This is a genomic window from Candidatus Paceibacterota bacterium, assembly GCA_035530615.1.
Lineage (GTDB): Bacteria > Actinomycetota > Actinomycetes > Nanopelagicales > Nanopelagicaceae > QYPT01.
This window is the reverse complement of the sequence record DATKUL010000003.1, coordinates 122,306-140,573: the sequence shown is the minus strand read 5'-3', so window position 1 is coordinate 140,573 and position 18,268 is coordinate 122,306. Positions and strand designations below refer to the sequence as shown.

The 18,268-nt window shown below is 48.2% G+C and carries 19 protein-coding genes; 16 read left to right on the top strand and 3 right to left on the bottom strand.

The genetic code is table 11. The features are described 5' to 3' along the window. The first annotated feature begins 47 nt into the window (after positions 1 to 47). From rfbH to VMW30_09160, 6 genes are all read left to right on the top strand, one after another. On the top strand, positions 48 to 1,358 hold the full coding sequence (rfbH, locus tag VMW30_09185; GenBank protein ID HUW88525.1) for a lipopolysaccharide biosynthesis protein RfbH: 1,311 nt from the start codon (positions 48 to 50) through the stop codon (positions 1,356 to 1,358). Next, positions 1,355 to 2,149: a sugar phosphate nucleotidyltransferase gene (locus VMW30_09180; GenBank protein HUW88524.1), complete on the top strand. Its 795-nt coding sequence runs from the start codon at positions 1,355 to 1,357 to the stop codon at positions 2,147 to 2,149. Before rfbH ends, VMW30_09180 begins: the two co-directional genes overlap by 4 nt. 85 nt (positions 2,150 to 2,234) lie before the next feature. After that, positions 2,235 to 3,302, top strand: a complete 1,068-nt coding sequence (locus VMW30_09175) for a 3-dehydroquinate synthase family protein (protein HUW88523.1) — start codon at positions 2,235 to 2,237, stop codon at positions 3,300 to 3,302. Further along, positions 3,299 to 5,074 carry a thiamine pyrophosphate-binding protein gene (locus VMW30_09170; protein ID HUW88522.1) on the top strand — a complete coding sequence of 592 codons (1,776 nt, stop codon included), beginning with the start codon at positions 3,299 to 3,301 and terminating at the stop codon, positions 5,072 to 5,074. Before VMW30_09175 ends, VMW30_09170 begins: the two co-directional genes overlap by 4 nt. Positions 5,075 to 5,131: 57 nt before the next feature. Next, a complete protein-coding gene (locus VMW30_09165; GenBank protein ID HUW88521.1) occupies positions 5,132 to 5,932 on the top strand; it encodes an aldolase in 801 nt (266 codons plus the stop codon). A 4-nt stretch (positions 5,933 to 5,936) separates the two neighbouring features. Then, positions 5,937 to 6,896, top strand: a complete 960-nt coding sequence (locus VMW30_09160) for an NAD(P)-dependent oxidoreductase (GenBank protein ID HUW88520.1) — start codon at positions 5,937 to 5,939, stop codon at positions 6,894 to 6,896. 2 nt (positions 6,897 to 6,898) lie between these two features. On the opposite strand, the gene VMW30_09155 is transcribed toward VMW30_09160, so the two are convergent. The 3 genes from VMW30_09155 to rfbA form a co-directional block, all read right to left on the bottom strand. Then, entirely contained in the window at positions 6,899 to 7,828 is a 930-nt protein-coding gene (locus VMW30_09155; GenBank protein HUW88519.1) for a glycosyltransferase family 2 protein, read from the bottom strand. Between the two features lie 113 nt (positions 7,829 to 7,941). Next, entirely contained in the window at positions 7,942 to 9,228 is a 1,287-nt protein-coding gene (locus tag VMW30_09150) for a glycosyltransferase family 87 protein (protein HUW88518.1), read from the bottom strand. Further along, a complete protein-coding gene (gene rfbA / locus VMW30_09145) occupies positions 9,225 to 10,097 on the bottom strand; it encodes a glucose-1-phosphate thymidylyltransferase RfbA (GenBank protein HUW88517.1) in 873 nt (290 codons plus the stop codon). The genes VMW30_09150 and rfbA overlap by 4 nt, the downstream gene beginning before the upstream one ends. 130 nt (positions 10,098 to 10,227) lie before the next feature. Here rfbA and VMW30_09140 point away from each other — a divergent pair, with 130 nt between their 5' ends. From VMW30_09140 to VMW30_09095, 10 genes are all read left to right on the top strand, one after another. Beyond that, positions 10,228 to 11,349, top strand: a complete 1,122-nt coding sequence (locus tag VMW30_09140) for an aminotransferase class V-fold PLP-dependent enzyme (GenBank protein ID HUW88516.1) — start codon at positions 10,228 to 10,230, stop codon at positions 11,347 to 11,349. A 4-nt stretch (positions 11,350 to 11,353) separates the two neighbouring features. Further along, entirely contained in the window at positions 11,354 to 12,316 is a 963-nt protein-coding gene (locus tag VMW30_09135) for a glycosyltransferase family 2 protein (protein HUW88515.1), read from the top strand. Continuing rightward, on the top strand, positions 12,309 to 12,758 hold the full coding sequence (locus VMW30_09130) for an FdtA/QdtA family cupin domain-containing protein (GenBank protein ID HUW88514.1): 450 nt from the start codon (positions 12,309 to 12,311) through the stop codon (positions 12,756 to 12,758). The genes VMW30_09135 and VMW30_09130 overlap by 8 nt, the downstream gene beginning before the upstream one ends. Beyond that, positions 12,755 to 13,495 (top strand): methyltransferase, encoded by a 741-nt coding sequence (locus tag VMW30_09125; GenBank protein ID HUW88513.1) that lies wholly within the window; start codon positions 12,755 to 12,757, stop codon positions 13,493 to 13,495. Before VMW30_09130 ends, VMW30_09125 begins: the two co-directional genes overlap by 4 nt. A gap of 59 nt (positions 13,496 to 13,554) precedes the next feature. Continuing rightward, positions 13,555 to 13,791 carry a hypothetical protein gene (locus tag VMW30_09120; protein HUW88512.1) on the top strand — a complete coding sequence of 79 codons (237 nt, stop codon included), beginning with the start codon at positions 13,555 to 13,557 and terminating at the stop codon, positions 13,789 to 13,791. Then, a complete protein-coding gene (locus tag VMW30_09115) occupies positions 13,788 to 14,717 on the top strand; it encodes a 3-oxoacyl-[acyl-carrier-protein] synthase III C-terminal domain-containing protein (protein ID HUW88511.1) in 930 nt (309 codons plus the stop codon). Before VMW30_09120 ends, VMW30_09115 begins: the two co-directional genes overlap by 4 nt. Then, positions 14,714 to 15,394, top strand: a complete 681-nt coding sequence (locus VMW30_09110; GenBank protein ID HUW88510.1) for an SDR family oxidoreductase — start codon at positions 14,714 to 14,716, stop codon at positions 15,392 to 15,394. The genes VMW30_09115 and VMW30_09110 overlap by 4 nt, the downstream gene beginning before the upstream one ends. Positions 15,395 to 15,477: 83 nt before the next feature. Next, positions 15,478 to 16,044 (top strand): GNAT family N-acetyltransferase, encoded by a 567-nt coding sequence (locus VMW30_09105; GenBank protein ID HUW88509.1) that lies wholly within the window; start codon positions 15,478 to 15,480, stop codon positions 16,042 to 16,044. Beyond that, a complete protein-coding gene (locus tag VMW30_09100) occupies positions 16,031 to 17,230 on the top strand; it encodes an FAD-dependent oxidoreductase (protein ID HUW88508.1) in 1,200 nt (399 codons plus the stop codon). Before VMW30_09105 ends, VMW30_09100 begins: the two co-directional genes overlap by 14 nt. 9 nt (positions 17,231 to 17,239) lie before the next feature. After that, positions 17,240 to 18,262, top strand: a complete 1,023-nt coding sequence (locus VMW30_09095; protein HUW88507.1) for an SDR family oxidoreductase — start codon at positions 17,240 to 17,242, stop codon at positions 18,260 to 18,262. The last annotated feature ends 6 nt before the right edge of the window (positions 18,263 to 18,268 follow it).

The following is an 18,268-nucleotide window of genomic DNA, read 5'->3' as shown; positions in this document are numbered from 1 at the left end:
GACCAACGAACAATCCGCTAGGGAACTGACTTGAAATGGGGCATAAATTGACTTCAGGTAGCGATGAAATGATCGCTCAACTGGTCGCCGTGGCTATGAAAGAACGGCATGCATCGTCTGAATTTATCGCGGGGCAAACCACAATTCCGGTGGCGGGGAAAGTCTTCGGCGAGCCCGAACTAACGGCTGCGGTCCAGGCAAGTCTGGATTTTTGGCTTACGGCTGGGCCATATTCGGAGAACTTTGAAAGCCGTCTGGCCAAGACCGTCGGGATGCGCCACTCTTTTATGGTCAATTCAGGTTCATCTGCCAACCTAATTGCGCTGACAAGTCTCACTAGTCCGAAGCATGGGGAGCGCGCACTAAAGCCAGGTGATGAGGTACTCACAGTTGCAGCTGGTTTCCCCACGACAGTAACTCCGATTCTGCAGAACGGGATGACACCTGTTTACGTAGACGTTGATCTTGAGACATACGTGGCTAATGACGAGGCCTTCGAAAGTGCAATCGGGCCAAAGACGAAAGCAGTCATGATTGCGCATACTCTCGGCAATCCGGTCAACCTTGATATGTTGGAAAGAGTGGCGAAAAAGCACAATCTCTGGTTTGTAGAAGACAGTTGCGACGCACTAGGTGGCACGTATCGCGGGAAGAACCTCGGCAGCTTCGGTGACCTCTCAACATTTAGCTTCTATCCTGCCCACCACATCACGACCGGTGAAGGCGGCGCAGTTCTCACGAAGAAGGCTGCGTACAAAGTGATCGTTGAATCCTTCCGCGATTGGGGTCGCGATTGTTGGTGCGCCACCGGATGTGAAAATACCTGCCTTAAAAGATTTGAGTGGCAACTTGGCGAGCTACCAATGGGCTATGACCATAAATACATCTATTCCCACCTTGGTTACAACTTGAAATCCGGAGACATACAAGCAGCCATTGGACTGGCGCAATTAGATCGCTTAGAGAATTTCGTCGAACTTCGGAGAAGGAATTGGAAGTACCTCAGAGACGGGCTCGCTGATCTTGGCGAGTATCTGATCTTGCCAAGAGCAACTGAGCATGGGGATCCGTCCTGGTTTGGGTTTGTGATTACTGTGCGACATCCAAGTCCCAAAACTCGAAATGAAATAGTGCAAGCGCTGAACGAGAGAAAGATCGGAACCCGACTGCTCTTTGGCGGCAATCTCCTACGTCAGCCAGCATTTATTGGAACTCCTCGAAGAGTTCACGGGGAACTAAAGAATACTGATGTTGTCATGAATGACACCTTCTGGATTGGCGTTTGGCCCGGACTGACTATTCCCATGTTGGATTACATGATTGAATCTATTCACGAAATCCTTGGAGGCGCTCAATGAAGGTCATTATCCTTGCTGGCGGGTTAGGGACGCGCCTGTCGGAGGAGACCGACAGTAAGCCAAAACCCATGGTTTTGATTGATGACAAACCCATCCTCTGGCACCTTATGAATAGCTTCTCACATCAAGGACTAGATGAATTCGTCTTAGCCCTTGGCTACCGAGGAGATGTAATAAAGCGCTGGCTACTGGACCTCAATGATTTAGACGGTGACATCCGCATTGATACGAATAGCAGGAAGGTTCATCACCTGGGAAAGGGAGATCACTATTCGTGGAGTGTCACCGCACTCGAGACCGGTCTGGAAACACAGACCGGTGGTCGAATCGCTCAATGCATGAAAGTATTCCCCGGCGAGAGAGTGATCGCGACATACGGCGACGGACTTGCCAACGTGCCAATCAAGGAGTTGCTAGCTTTTCATGAGTCTCACGGAAAATTGGCGACTATCACTGCCGTCAGGCCGCCAGCTCGTTTCGGACATTTGCACATCGAAGACTCGCAAGTTACTCACTTTGGTGAGAAGAACCAATCCGACGAAGGCTGGATCAACGGTGGTTTCTTCGTGCTCGAACCTGAAGTCCTTGACTACGTCTTCGACAATGACGAACCATTTGAACGAGGAGCACTTCCGCGCCTCGTAGAGAAAAACCAACTCATGGCTTATCACCATCATGATTTCTGGCAACCAATGGACACTCTTCGCGAGCGGAACGAACTCGCAGCGATGGCCAAAGAAACCCCACCGCCTTGGTTACGTCCATCCAATCCTGCGCAAACGGGCCGGTAGATGTCCACCAATCTGGGTAAAGATGGAATCTCGATAAATGCAGTGCTTCCTGGAGTTGTCGATGGTGGATGGTCGATCGCCCGCAATGTTTGAACTAACCGTCCAGAGTTCAACGCGCTCTTATCCCATAACTATCGGATCGGGAGCAATCGAAAGTTTAAAAGGCCGAGATTTCATCATTCTGGCAGACACCAATTTAATGGACGTTGCGAAGCGAATCGGGGCGAAAGTCGTCGCACTTTCAGTGAGTGAAGAGAAGAAAACACTCACCACGTGTGAAAGTGTCATTTCGCAATTGAAAGAACTCGGGGCAAATCGAGATACGGTCATTCTTGCGATCGGCGGCGGTTACATACAAGATATTGCAACCCTTGTGTCGGCACTCTACATGCGTGGGATCTCTTGGATCTATGTCCCCACAACCCTGATGTCCATGATGGACTCATGCATCGGCGGCAAAAGTTCGATCAATGTGGGCTCTGCTAAGAATCTGATCGGCAACTTCTACCCGCCAATGGAGATCATTGTCGATCCTTCGCTGATTACCACTCTGGATAACGTGGCGATTGCCTCAGGTCTCTCAGAAGGCGTGAAGATTTGCTATGCGAAAGGACCGGCTGCTTTTGAGAAGTTCTGCACCTACAGATCTAGTGTCGAAAACTACGAATCGGAACTTGCAGCCGAGTGGATTGCACATGTTCTCAATGCTAAGAAGTGGTTCGTTGAGACCGATGAATTTGATCAGGGTCCACGAAAACTCCTGAATTTCGGACACACCTTCGGGCATGCGCTCGAATCCGCGACCGATTTCACCATTCCTCACGGAGTCGCGATCAACCTTGGAGTTTTGGCTGCCCTTCAGCATCCCCTCTCTCATCAAGGCTCCTTGGAAGCCAAGCTCGCACAGGAGTGTCTATTCATATTGGCGCCCGTATTGGCCCAACTCAAAAAGGATGCGAAATCGTTCGATGTAGATAAGTTTAAAAAAGCATTCCTGGGCGACAAGAAACATTCCTCGACGCATTTCCGCCTCATACTCTCGCAGCAAGGTACTTTGAGGGTTGTTGAAGTCGAAAGAAATGATCAGGAGTTTGCGATCGCGCTTGAGGCGATGACGAAGGCCGTGGCCATGGTGATAGCAGGAAAGCAATGAAGGAAACCTACTCTGACCAATTCTGCGACTGGCTGAGCGATCAAGGCTACACACACTGCTTTTTCGTTGCTGGCGGGAACATCATGCATCTTCTCAATTCCGCCCGAAGTCGATTCACGTGTATCCCCGTTATACACGAGGTAGCCGCAGGTATTGCAGTCGAGTATTTCAACGAAACTTCGTCAGACTCGAAGGCATTCGCGCTAGTAACAGCCGGCCCGGGAGTCACCAACATTGTGAGCGCGATTGCTGGAGCATGGTTGGAGAGTCGCGAATTGCTCGTGATCGGTGGGCAGGTAAAGAGCTCAGATTTGGCCTCTCCCCAACTGCGCCAGCGTGGAATTCAAGAACTCAACGGTGTGGCCCTCGTTGAGTCAGTTACAAAGGACACTCTCCAGATTCAAAGACCTGTGGTGGAATCCCGAATCCTCGAAATCTGCAATGTGAGCAAAGAGGGAAGACCGGGACCCATCTTCATTGAATTCTGTTTAGATGCCCAGGGTGCTCCCGCTGACCTCAACCTCAATGATGGGTTGAGCAAGTCGAAGACTCCTTCACCTGTGCCAACCGATGAAGAAATCAGAAAGATCGATGCGGCAATATCAAAATCCGCAAGACCTGTCCTTTTAATTGGCGGGGGTCTTGCGCGAGAAGAGATGACTCAACTACTGCCTCATCTTGAGACCCTGGGCATGCCGATCATGACCACATGGAACGGCTTGGATCGAATTGATGCATCGCATCCGCTCTACTGGGGTCGTCCGAATACCTGGGGCCAGCGAAGTGCAAATATCCTGCTGCAACAGTCGGATATGATTGTTGCAGTTGGTACGCGACTGGGCATTCAGCAGACCGGTTTCAATTGGCATGGCTTCGCTCCACTGGCCACAATTGTTCACGTCGATATTGATATGCAAGAACTTGCCAAGGGACATCCAAATATTGATCTCGCAATCTGCGCAGATGCGTACGAAGTATTGAGAAGAATTCATATCAATGAACAGCAAGGTTCTCAATGGAGCGAGTGGAAGGAATTCGGCGAGCAGGTGCGAGCCGTCCTCCCCGCGAATGAAGTGGGGAATTCGCGAAAGAAGGGATATCTCAACCCTTACGATTTTGTTGAGGCTATTTCCGACATTCTCGATAGCGAAGACGTGGTCATTCCGTGTAGTAGCGGCGGGGCATTTACAACAATGATGCAGGCCTTCCAACAGAAATACGGCCAGAAAGTGGTCACCAGCAAGGGACTAGCCAGCATGGGATATGGACTATCCGGTGCAATCGGCGCATCCTATGCAAACCCGGGGAAGCGAGTGGTTCTCATCGAGGGCGATGGCGGCTTTGCACAGAATATTCAAGAAATTGGAACTGTAGTTGCAGGTCATCTGCCATTAAAGATCTTCATCTACGACAACGCGGGGTATGCATCCATTCGGATGACGCAAGCAAATTACTTTGGCGGCGAATACGTGGGTTGCGATCGGGAGACGGGATTGGGATTGCCCAATTGGGAGGGTCTTTTTGCCTCCTACGGAATTGAGACTCACTCAATTGATCCCTCCAATCCCTTGACGGATTCAGTACTTGCATCTTTGCAGAGCAGTCAGCCGGTCGCATTTATTCTTCCCATAGACCCCGAGCAAACTTATTTCCCGAAGATCACAAGTCGTGTTCTGGCAAATGGCAGCATGGAATCGAACCCGCTTCATCTTATGACCCCAGAGTTAAGTGCGGATGTGACGAAAAAGGTATTTAGATACTTAAATGTATAGAGGTATAGTTCGTTGATGCCTACCTATTGAGCATACTGAGGCCGACTTGGAGTGTTGATGAACCGCACAGAGCGCAAAATGGTAGAAATCCTTGAAAAGGGAAAAGAATCCCACGGAGTCGTCAGTGTTAAAGCTGAGTTTGAAGCTGAAGGCACTCGGCCCGATGAATTACTCCGTTTAGTTGATGTCGCTCGCTCTGCGGGACTTCCTTTAACTTTAAAGATCGGTGGATGTGAAGCAATCCGTGACCTGCTTGAAGCAAAGCAAATAGGTGTGAAATACATCGTTGCCCCGATGATTGAAACCCCCTACGCCCTCAGCAAATATATCCATGCCCGTGATGCTGTCTACTCAAAAGATGAGCAAGAGGGGATGCACTTTCTATTTAATATGGAGACAATTACCGCCTATTCCCACCGGCTCGAGATGGCGGAAATAGCCAAGAATTCACTTTCGGGCTTTGTCTTTGGACGTGTTGATTTCTCGGGGTCTATGGGACTTGGTCGAGATGCCATCGAAACAGATGAGGTGACCGAAAAAGTAGTAGAGATTTCCAAACTCTGCGCGAGCACAGGTCTTGAACTCGTTATGGGCGGCGCGATATCCATAGATGCCCTGCCAAATCTCAAGCGTGTCCACGCAACTGGTCTGACTCGGTTTGAGACTCGAAAAGTTGTTTTCGCAGGCGATGCCGCTGTTTCTCCAAACATTGAAGATGGATTGCTCAATGCTGTGCACTTTGAACTGCTCTGGCTGATGAACAAGCGGGACTACTACAGCAACATCACGCAAGAGGATCACAACCGAATCGAAATGCTGGAGTCACGCTGGCAGGTACTAGGCAAGAGCGTCCTTTAGTCTCATGGCTCTTGCCAAGATTACGGATGTTCTGACTCAGGAATCCCTTCCGTATGGTCGGATCCTCATCACTGGCGCGACAGGGTGGGTCGGCCGCGAAACAATTTCACTGCTGCAGGGGACCTTCGGAGACAAGTTTGAACATCGAGTAACCCTGGCTGGATCTCGCGATTCCAAATTTGTCCTCAATGGTTTCACCTACCATGTCAGAAGACTTTTTGACATCAACCCAGACGAAGATTTTGACACGGTAATCCATCTGGCCTTTCTCACCCAAGAGAAGGCAAACATTCTCGGGGCGGAGGACTTCGCGCGCCTCAATAGAGAGATATCGGATTTTGTTTACACACTGAGCTATCGATCCAATGTTAGCCGGATCTTGGTGGCTTCGAGTGGAGCTGCAGATCCCAAGGTACTGAGCGCGTTTAAGGATCCAGCAAAACGATTATACGGCGAGTTGAAGCGTGAATCTGAGGAGTTATTTGTCGAACTCAGAAATCACCGCCGTGCGAAAGTAGAGATATGCCGAATATGGTCGATCTCAGGGCGCCATTTTCTCACTCCAACTAAGTACGCCCTTGGTAATTTCATCGAGCAGGCTAAATCAACCGGGAATATTCATCTAGCAAATACCGCCGCAGTAAGACGTGCTTATATAGATGCTGGCGAGATGATGGGTGTGCTTCTTCTTAATCTGCTCAAGGGACCCGGTCAACTCATTAGCTCGGGTGGATTTGAGACTACTTTGCAGGACCTGGCTCGACTGGTTCTTGATGAGATAAATCCCAGTGGTGAAGTCTTTCTCCCAAAACAAACTCACGGTCACGAAGAGGATATCTACACACCCGATGTGAAACCCTTCAATGCGATGGCTTTAGAATTTGGAGTCGCCTTGAGTGATCTTTCAAAGCAAATTAGGACCACCGCAACTTCTAGCATTTTTTTATCACGGCAAAAGAACTAAGTTTAAAATCCGACTTTCTCACTCACAACGAAATTCGGTCGGCCCTTCACTTCCTCATAAACAAGGCCTAGGTACTCACTCACAATGCCAAGCATGAGCGCCTGCATTCCGAGACCAAAAAGTATGAGGGCAATGATTGACCCAAAGCCAGCAAAGGGGACCCCAATAAAGAGCCAGATGATTGCTAACACAACCATCACCAAAAATGAGAAACTTGAGAGAAGCAATCCAAAAATCGAAATAAATCGCAACGGTTTGTACGAGTGGGCAAATATTCCTTTGAGGGCCAATTCAATAACCTTCACCGAACTCGCATTAGATACGCCCGCAAATCGTGGCGGGCGTTTCATCGGAACACCAATGGATTTAAAACCGACCCAAGCAAAGAGCCCTCGAACAAAGCGATTACGCTCAGTCATCCCTCGCACCGCTTCGTACACCTTTCGATCAACCAACCTAAAATCTGAGGCGTTCGCGGGGATTGCCCCATCGGAGAGACTTCCGGCTACTTTGTAAAAAAGTCGGGAGTTCAACTTTCGAAGAAAACTTGTCCCCTGTCGTTCTTCGACAACCCCAAAAATATTCTCATAACCTTGCTCCCACTTTCGCAAGAAAGTTGGGATTAACTCTGGCGGATCTTGCAGGTCTGCGGTCATTAAAACGCAGGCATCAGAATCCACATATTCAAGTCCAGCCGTAAGCCCACCATCCATGCGAAAGTTTCGAGAAAGCCTCAATATCCTAAAACGCGAATCTTCTTCGGAGATCTTTTGCAACCTATCCCACGTGTGATCGGTAGAGCCATTCTCAACGATCAGAGCCTGCCATGTGTATTGAGTCTCGGCATCAAAAACCACTTTTAAACGGGAAGTGAGTTCGTCCACACAATCTTCCTCGTTATAGGCGGGAATAATGACGGCGACTGACTTCATAGCCAAATATTATGGTTATCACTCCTGTAAGTCCACATCATTGACGATAATTGAAACGATATTTACCTTGATATGGAATCTATTCTCAGAACAAAACTATTTCGAAGTTCGACTCAAACTCTTTGAATACGTTCAGAGCGTGAAGCAGGTATAAGGCTCCAAGACGTCGCAAAGATTGCGAGTACAAGCCAGGACAGTGATGGGATTGTCCGCATTGCGTTCTCGGGACCATGAGACATTGGAATTACGATTGGTAATAAGGTTAGGAGGATAGAAATGGTGGTGAGAGAGTAAAGAATCGAATAGGAATGTGCGTTGCTAAGGGACTTTTTGGAGCCTCGAGAATTGCCGATAACAATTGCCAGAGGCGCAAGAAGAAGAACGGTTACGTAGTGAAAATTAAGAGGTGGAACGAGCCAGAGCGTGGAAACCAATAAGAACATAGAAATTACAAATGGAATCCGTTGCGCTATTACAACAAATGCAACGAGAGCCATGTAGAAAATCCCGATGTACCACTGGTGATCGGTGAAAGTTTGCAACTCCTCACTAAGAGACGGAATTCTGGAAAGGATTCGACTGATGGCACTGAAGAGCGAAACATTGTAAGGATTGAGTCCAAATGTTCCATCTCCTCCAAATCCGAATACCGCACTGGACATAGTCTTCAATGTCGTCTTGACATCACCCGGGAATGCATATGCCGCAGCAATCGAACTACCCACACTGTAAAAGGCAACTAACAGAATGGGGAGAATCTTCCTCTTCCTAAGATATACAACCAGCAGTATGGCTGGGTATATCTTCAAAGCAACCATGAGGCCTAATAGAAGAGCAGAACTGCCCCACTTCTCTTCCCTAATTGCTTTAATGAACAAATAGAGCGGAGTGACAAGAAAAGCCACATAATTTCCGCGATCTAGCGTGGCAATCACTCCCACTGAAAGTATGCAGGGCACTAGTACCGCTCCATACTCGTTAAATGTCTTGGTTCGACCTAATTCACGGATGATCGGATAAATCATCGAGCAAAAAGCAAGAAGTAGGTAAGTTGCAAGCCCAAGCTTGTATGGAAGAAGCGAGAGAATCCAGAAAAGTGCCATTGGGAGGGGCGGGTAGTTGTTTGCCGGAACCATTGAATTTACCCATGGATTCCCAGCGGTCGCATACTCATGGGCAAGCAAATAATCACCAAAAGTATGAATACCAAATGCACGATCGCCGATGAGTGCGCTCCCCGGAAGATCAGATGAGTAATATGAAATTAGGACATGAACGTCATAACCAAAATACCCGCTTAAAACCCACGCCACAACCATGGCGGCGGTTAGCCCTCCCAACGCAAGCGGAACGAATTTCAGATTTATTTTCTTACCAAGGCGAATTGTGAGGTTATTCATTCAAACAACGTCCCCAGGAATTGAGAAAGGTAATTCGAATACTCATTTCTTCCCATGTTATTGATTAGAGATTCAAGTTTGACTCCATCTATCCATCCTTGACGCCACGCTATTTCTTCTAAACAGGAAATCATATTTCCTTGTCGTTCTTCAACAACTCTGACGTATGAAGCCGCCGCGTACAGGGATTCGAAAGTCCCCGTATCTAGCCAGGCAGTGCCACGTTCTAGAATTGAGATCCCTAATTTCCCAATATTCAAATACTTCCTGTTTACTTCGGTTATTTCCAACTCCCCACGCGCGCTCGGTCGTATTGAACGAGCGACATCTACAACTGAGGAATCGTAAAAGTAAAGTCCTGGAATTGCCATATTTGATTTGGGATTTTCCGGCTTCTCTTCAAGAGAAAGAATTTTGCCATCCGCACCGATTTCCACCACACCGTAACTGTGAGGATCTCTCACTTTGTATCCAAATATGTGCGCGCCTTCAACATTGCTAAGCGACTGCAATTGATGGCCAAGCCCAGTGCCATGGAAAATATTGTCACCAAGAATGAGTGCCACATTCTCATCCTGGATGAAATCTGCGCCGATGATGAAGGCTTGCGCTAGTCCCTCTGGCTTGGGTTGGATGGCGTAATCAATCTCAATGCCCAAGTCTTCGCCAGTTCCTAACAATCGCTGAAAAGCTTCCTGGTCCCTCTCTGTTGTAATAATGAGAAACTCTCTTATTCCAGCGAGCATGAGGGTTCCTAAGGGGTAATGAATAAGAGGTTTGTTGTAAATCGGCAAAAGTTGCTTACTTACACCGCGGGTCAATGGCCAGAGTCTTGAACCGGTCCCACCGGCGAGAATGATGCCGCGCATCCCGTTAGGTTACTGAGTAAGCAACTTCTATTCAATTAGCTTGGATCGAACGAGGAGTCATGAATTCTCCCAAGATTTGCGATAGGTTTCGGCTACAACGTGCCACTTCGCATTGCTTGGGGGGTGATTCTTGATTTCTACACCGGTCGACATACCTTTTAACGATCTATCTCGTGGGTGGTTGGCAAATTCCAAAGAAGTCCAGGAAGCCTGTAACCGTGTCATTCAAAGTGGGTATTACATTCACGGACCCGAACATGCGGCTTTTGAATATGAACTGGCACTCTTTCTCGGTGTGGAGTCTGTGATAGGTGTCGCCTCAGGAACCGATGCCTTGGAATTAGCACTGAAGGCCGTGGGTTGTAAGACTGGATCGAAGATCATCACCGCAGCAAATGCTGGCGGATATACAAGCGTTGTGGCCGCGGGCATCGGATGCGAAATCACTTACTGCGACGTTGACCCGGAGAAACTCGTGATTAGCGAGAATACGCTCTCCCCACTCCTCTCTCACGAAATCGTTGCCGTCGTTGTAACACACTTGTATGGCAACATCGCTCCCGTGGAGCAAATTCGCGAATTATGCGAGCCATACGGCATAAAAGTCATTGAGGATTGCGCGCAGGCGATCGGCGGGTTAAGCGGATATCGGCGAGTCGGGTCGGTGGGTCATATAGGGGCTTTCAGTTTCTTCCCTACCAAGAATTTAGGAGCGGCCGGCGATGGTGGTGCTGTCGCTACAAGCGACCCAGAGCTTGCCACCAAGCTTCGCAAATTGCGTCAGTATGGCTGGGGTCAAAAATACTCAATCGATCTTTCTGGTGGCACAAATAGTCGACTTGATGAAATGCAAGCCGCCATCCTTCGAGTAGGACTTCCAAAGGTGGATTCTTTAAACCAAAAACGACGCGACATTGTAGGAAGTTACCGAAAGGCTCTACAAGGCACAGATTTGCATTTTGTCACCGAGAATTCACCAGACTCAACGGCGCACCTGGCCGTCTTGCGCCTGCCATGGAATATTGTCAGGAGTGATTTTCAAAAGGTGCTCAAAGAAAAGGGAGTCCAAACAGCTGTACATTTCCCGATCTTGGATTGCGATCAAGTCGGTCTACCACCGCAGAAAATCGTCCCCGTGCTTCCGGAGTCCAGATTGGCGAAAGACGAGATCGTCTCTCTTCCATGTTTCCCTGAGATGACCTCTCAAGAAGTTTCGATAGTCACCAACTCCGTCCTAGAAATACTGGGGTAGGCGTATGCCAAACAAAGTAACTCACTCGGTTGTAATTCCGGTATACAAGAACGAAGAATCAATTGACGAATTGGTTGATTCACTTCAAAAGTTATCTGAGTCGATTATTGGGGTATTAGAGGTTGTTTTCGTGGTGGATGGATCTCCCGACGCTTCAGCTTCAAAGATAAATTTGAGATTTCCAAATGAGTACATGACCTCGCAAGTTCTCCAACTTTCGAGAAATTTTGGATCTTTATCTGCAGTTCGGATGGGTTTGGCGGCGGCACAAGGAGATTACATCGCCGTTATTGCAGCCGATCTGCAGGAGCCACCAGAATTAATCAGAAAGTTCTTCAACAAACTTGAGGAAGGCTCCTCAGATATCGTCATGGGGAGAAGAATTGCCAGACACGACAATTTCTCTTCTGCGCTCATGGCAAGGATCTATTGGGGGAACTACAAACGCATTATTAATAGGGAGGTTCCGTCCGGTGGTGTAGATGTTTTTGCCTGTACCCGTAACGTCGCCAACCAACTAAATAAATTACCAGAGGGAAGCACGAGTTTGATTGGCCTCCTATTCTGGGTTGGATTTCGTCGAGAATTCATCGATTACACTCGATTGAGTAGGCCTTATGGGTCAAGTAGCTGGACCCTGCGAAAGAGAATTCGTTATTTCATGGATAGTGTCTTCGCATTCACGGACATCCCTATTATCGCCCTCCAGTTTGTGGGCTTATTTGGGATTTTGGCATCAGTAATTTTAGGAATTGCGATCTTTTGGGTATCACTTACGGGATCATTGAATCCGCCTGGATATGCAGCGCTGATGACAGTGATTCTTGCTTCAACATCTGGAATATTGTTGGGATTGGGAGTCGTGGGCTCCTATGCCTGGAGAGCTTACGAGAACACAAAACTTCGCCCCATTGCCATTATCTCTGAACACAGAATCTTTAATAAAAAGATGGAAGACAATGACTAAGAACTCCACAAATGGCCGTTCTCTTGGCTCACTTTTAACTTTCAAAACTTCACTTGATGACCGCGGAGATCTTACGGTTATCGAGTTCCTTGCGGACCTTCCATTTATGCCCAAACGCTTCTACTCCGTGTATAACGTGCCCGCAACGAGTGTGCGCGGCGATCACGCCCACAGAACATGCCAGCAAGTCCTTGTCGCATTAGCGGGAAGTGTGCTCGTCACACTTAAAGACGGGCTGCACGAAGAGGAGTACCTTCTGGATTCACCGAGACAGGGTTTGCATATTCCTGCATTGGTCTGGGGAATCCAACATGGCAATACTTCAAATGCGGTTCTAGGGGTCTTCGCTTCCGAACCTTATGATGCGAATGAATACATTAGAGATTACGAAGAACTACTTGGACTTCGCGGGCACCAACTCAGCGCTGGCGGACGATCTTGACGACGACAAGTCGATTTCTCCGTGCACTTGGTGCCGAGAATCTTCTTCCGTTCAGTGACGAGTTACGTACATCAGGTGAAGGAGTATTCCAACCGACAGCCACCACTTCCTTTCTACTCAAGGAAGCGAAGAGAAGAATTGCGCCAGGAATGAGGGTCCTTGACCTCGGATGCGGGTGGGGAATTATCGGCCTTGAATTGGCTCTCGATCCAAATAGGGAGGTGAGTGTCTGTCTTTCAGATCAATCCAGAGAAGCGGTTGAGGCTGCAAAATACAACGCTTCCATCCTGCACCTGGGTGAAATAGCAGTAAATGGATCGCTTTTCGAGCCCTGGGTAGATGAAGTTTTTGACCTCATTGTCTGCGATGTCTCTGGAATTTCGGATCAAATCCCTATGCTCGACACCTGGTTTGAAGGCGTCCCATGTGAGACGGGAGCAGACGGTTTGGCGCTGGTGAAGGTCATAATTGAAAATGCAAAATCACACCTGCGAGACTCCAATTCTTCCGTACTTATTCCTTTGATTTCACTCAGCGATACCGCCGCTGGGCTTCGTCTGATGCGAGCCAACTTCTCGCGCGTCACACTCCTTAGTGAGAATCAATGGTCGTTGAGAATTCCGAAGGTAGACGATCAAGTTGAGATGGAATCCTTAAAAGAGAAGAACTTGGTGAGTTTCACCTCCAACGGAGAATCCTTTCAATTCACAACGCAGATATATGAGTTACGACCCTGACGGGAGTAGATTTTGTTTGCCATAAGTATGCGAACATCGACCAATTGAGGGGTATCACAATGTTAAGCGGAGATGAAATTCTCAAAGAGCTGGCTTTTGCTATTGAAGAGTCGGGGTTAAATCTCGACTCCACAATGGACAATACCGAGAATTGGGATTCGCTTGGCCAACTTTCAATTTTTGCCACTCTTGCAAAATTGACTAACGGTGCCACCGACAAAATACCCGGCATTGCCACAGCCACCACCATGCGAGGAATTTTCGCCGAACTTAAAGATCATGGGTTAATCGAGTGAGTTTCAGTATCCAAGAAATTGACTATGCGCTGGGGGAAAATCGCATTTCTGTAGAGGCACTCTGCAGGGAGGTTGGTAGAGATTACTCAAAGTTGGTCTCCCGCTCAGGTTTCATAAATGTTCATCACACGTCACTAGGGAGTAGTGAATTCTTCTCCAACTTCCTCAAAGAGAAATTAGTTCTTCTCAAAGGCGATTTCGTTATTTTCGTGAATCAGTCCATCCTTGAATTTATCCCGGGAAGTTCGGCCACAGTTTTCAAGGATGTTTCGGAATCAAGTGCCGTGAATATCATCGAAGTATCGGACGGTTGCAGTGGATTCGCACGCGCGATTATTATGGCCGATGCGCTAGTAAGTGCGCATAGTGCACCTAGGGTGCATATAGTCTGTGCTGAGAAGTACTCGGACTATTTCACCAAGAGCGATTCAAGTGTTTCGCCAATTTTCTCGGATGCCATTTCGCTCTGCACAATCGTTCCTGGAGATGAATTCAAGATTGTTAAACACCAAACTCGGAATGATTTCTCCCAGTCGGAGAAGATTTCTATACAAGGATCCGAACTTGCCGATCTCAAACTTGAGATGGAGGGTTCCTCGGTCCTTGCTTGGTCCCTTTCATACTCTGCAGAAATGGTGCCCTCCCTCCTTGCTGAGGCTGGGTTACGAGTCGATGAGATAGACGAATGGTTTCTCCATCAAGGAAGTAGAATCGTCGTAGAAATGATTGGTGAGCGCTTAGGTATCGAGGGCAAAGAACTCTTCACTGCCTCGGAAATCGGAAATACAGTCTCTTCCAGCATCCCAATTGCCCTCAAAGAGAGATTGAAATGTATTTCAGATGGGGCATTGGGGAGGAATATTCTCCTTCACGCCTTCGGGGTCGGATTGAGCATGACATCGGTTTTATTGGAGGCGAAAGGATGATTTTCTTCATTGGTGCCAACGCCGCTTTAACCGAGCGCTTGCTCCGACACTTTGAGAAAGAAGAAGTAGTTCTGGTTGGACGACAACGCCCGGCCAGCCTTACGGGTGAATTCAGTGGACGAGATATCGGTTTCATCGACACCAATTATCACGATGCGCCATCTGTCGCAGCGCAGATAAGTTCGAATAAAGACATCGTCCTTGTCTTTGTCGGAATAGGTACCGAGCCGACGTTGCTCAAAGATATCTCGCATGAACAGTTAACTGCTGACCTTGAATCTAATCTTGAATTTCCAACTCTGCTTATCAAGGACGTTCTGCTAACAATGATCCAACAAAACTTTGGACGGGTCATCTTTATTGGATCAAAGGAGAGTTCGAGAGGCGTTGCTGGCGGGTCCATCTACGCAATGATTAAGTCTGCGCAGGTTGGGTTAAGCAGGACTATTGCCGTCGAGTATGCGAAATTCGGTATCACATCGAACGTACTGCAGCTTGGGCTGTTGGATTTCGGGTACAGCCAGAATCTTCCGCAGAAGAATATGGACGCACTCAAATTGCGCATACCGACCGCTGCAAGTTTGGATCCCAAAGATATTGCCTCAGTTATTAAAACTCTAGTAGGTGCACCCTCAGTAAATGGAACTGTCATCGATATCGATCAAAGTGTTCGATGAAACATAAATGCATAAACCACATGGTCTCGGATTAGACCTTGCGGATTCCTGAAATATTGGAGAAGTGCCTCACTGGGAAGTATGTGAGGCTCAGACTCCTAGTGGTCTCCGATGCTGAGCTCACCCTTAATTGGAGACTCTCTCCCCGTGCACGGCTACTCCACGTTGGAGCCCAAAAGATCAGTGAGCAAGAAGAGTGGATCCAATCTCGGCCTGAAAATGAATTGAATTTCATCATCGAGACAACCAATGGTGAACCTTGCGGGATGATCTCACTCGTGAAGATTGATTTAGTGAACCTACTTGCAGAGCCCGCCCGGTTTCTCGTTGATAAAAACTTTAGCAATCAACCAATCGCCGTTGAGGCAACGTTGATTCTATACAAAGTAGCTTTTGAGATGTTGGGGTTGCAGAAACTTCACGGACGGATCGCGGGATCCAATGAACGTATGCTCGCGTGGCAACAGTATTACGGGATGGTTATCGAGGGCCGTCTAGATCAACAAATGGAGGAGTCTTCGGACCACGAAGACTCCTACCTTGTTTCACTGATCCGCGAAGACTACCTTTCAATTACAATTCCAAGAATGGAAAACTTTCTCAAAAATTACGCCGCGAGCAGTCGGGAATCGCGTGATGGAGAGATTTGATGTACTAATTGGTGGAGCCGGAGTCATTGGTTTGTCGCTCGCTAGAGCACTACTGCTTCGCGAACCACTCCTAAAAGTGCTAGTTGTTGAGAAGGAATCCATTCTTGGTGCACACGCAAGTGGGCGGAACTCGGGAGTTTTACATGCAGGTTTTTACTACTCTCCCGATTCTTTAAAGGCCAAATTCTGCCGAGATGGCAACTTGGCCATCAGGGAGATTGCTAGAAAATATGACATCGTGGTGCGGGATGTGGGCAAGGTGATTGTCGCTCGAGATTCAGGGGAAGTCCTGCGTCTACAAGCACTCTTTGAGCGCGGACAGGCTAACGGTGTTGCACTCGAAAGGTATGAGGCAAGTGAACTCAAGAAAATTGAGCCCCTTGCGACAACATTCGGCAGTTTCCTCTGGTCGCCAACGACTGGCGTCAGTGATCCGAATTCAATTATAAGAGCCCTCAACCATGAGGTGGGAGCTCTTGGAGCTGAGGTCAGAATGAATTCCACCTTGGAGATACTCAATGGACAGGTCATCGCATTGAATGGCATTGCCGTTCAGACTCGTCACTTCATTAATGCAACTGGTACGCAGTCAGATCGAATTGCACATAAATATCATGTTGGCCATGAATACTCCATGATCCCCTTTATGGGTCTCTACCGCTCCGTGCCTGAGAATAGGTTGCCACTTAAACATCTCGTCTATCCGGTACCCCACCCACTTAATCCTTTCTTAGGAGTCCATATCACCCTCACCGCTGACCACAAAGTGAAAATAGGTCCAACCGCAATTCCGATACTGGGCCGCGAGCAATATGGACTCCTCAAAGGCTGGTCTTTGAATGATTCCTTAAACTCCCTCGCCGGAATTCGTGCAATGATGCGAGGAGGAGTTCACGACTTGTCGGCAATCATTAAATCAGAGTGGTCGAAAATATTGACATCTACTCTGATGAGAGAAGCTACCGAATTGGTACCCAGTTCGAAGTCGGTAAGAGGCTGGCATCGCAACCCTCCCGGCATTAGAGCCCAACTTATCCACCTCCCTTCTGGAAGACTGGAGCAAGATTTCATTGTTAGAAATGGAGCCAATTCAACGCATATCCTCAACGCTGTCTCACCAGGGTGGACTTCATGCATCCCCTTTTCCGATTGGACTGTCACTGAGCATGTTCTTCCAAACCTGTAGCATCTGAGCATGGCGAAGAAACTAATATTGGTCACAGGCGGCGCAGGTTACATCGGAAGCGTGCTGGTGCGAAAATTACTCGAAGATGGCTTTGCGGTACGCGTGTACGACCGTTTCTTCTTCGGAGAGACGCTTCCGACGGATCCTGATCTTGAGGCGATTCGCGGTGATGTAAGAAATTTACGAAGTTCGGTCGTCGATGGAGTTTTCGGAATCCTTGATCTGGCGGCTATAAGTAATGACCCTGCCGGTGAATTAGATCCGACAAAGACGCTTGACATAAATTATAGATCTCGAAGAAGACTCCAGGAGATCGCATCTGAGAGTGGAGTCGAGAGATACGTTTTAGCCTCATCTTGCAGCGTCTATGGCTTTCAAGAGGGAATCTTGACCGAGGACTCTCCGACCAACCCGCTCACGACGTACGCTGAAGCGAATATCCGCGCCGAAAAAGCTGCGATGGAATTGGAGAGATCTGGAACTGATCTCTCCATTACCGTTCTTCGACAAGCAACTGTCTATGGGTTGAGCCAACGAATGCGTTTTGATCTGGCGATCAATGGCATGACCCTTGGAATGTGGCAGAACGGCCAAATTCCTCTTATGCGCGATGGGAACCAGTGGCGACCAATGGTCCATGTTCGCGATACATCAGATGCATTTATCAAAGTACTGCGGGCTGACACTTCGAAAGTAAACGGGGAGACCTTCAACGTTGGGGCAAACGATCAAAATTACCAACTGATGCAACTGGCACGTTTGGTCGCTCAAGGACTCAATAAGGAATTCAAATTCGAGTGGTACGGTCAGCCTGATCATCGCTCTTACCAAATAGATTTCTCGAAAATCGCCCGTGTTTTGGATTTCAAGACGGAGTGGACTGTAGAGAGAGCTGCGGCGGAAATTGCTTCAGCTCTCAGCGCAGGCATAGTCACTCCAGACGAGAAGACGAAGACCATGGCCTGGTATCAATTGCTTCAATCGTGGCAAGATCGACTTGCAGTTATTGCACCTGATGGAGTGATTCTCTAATAACAA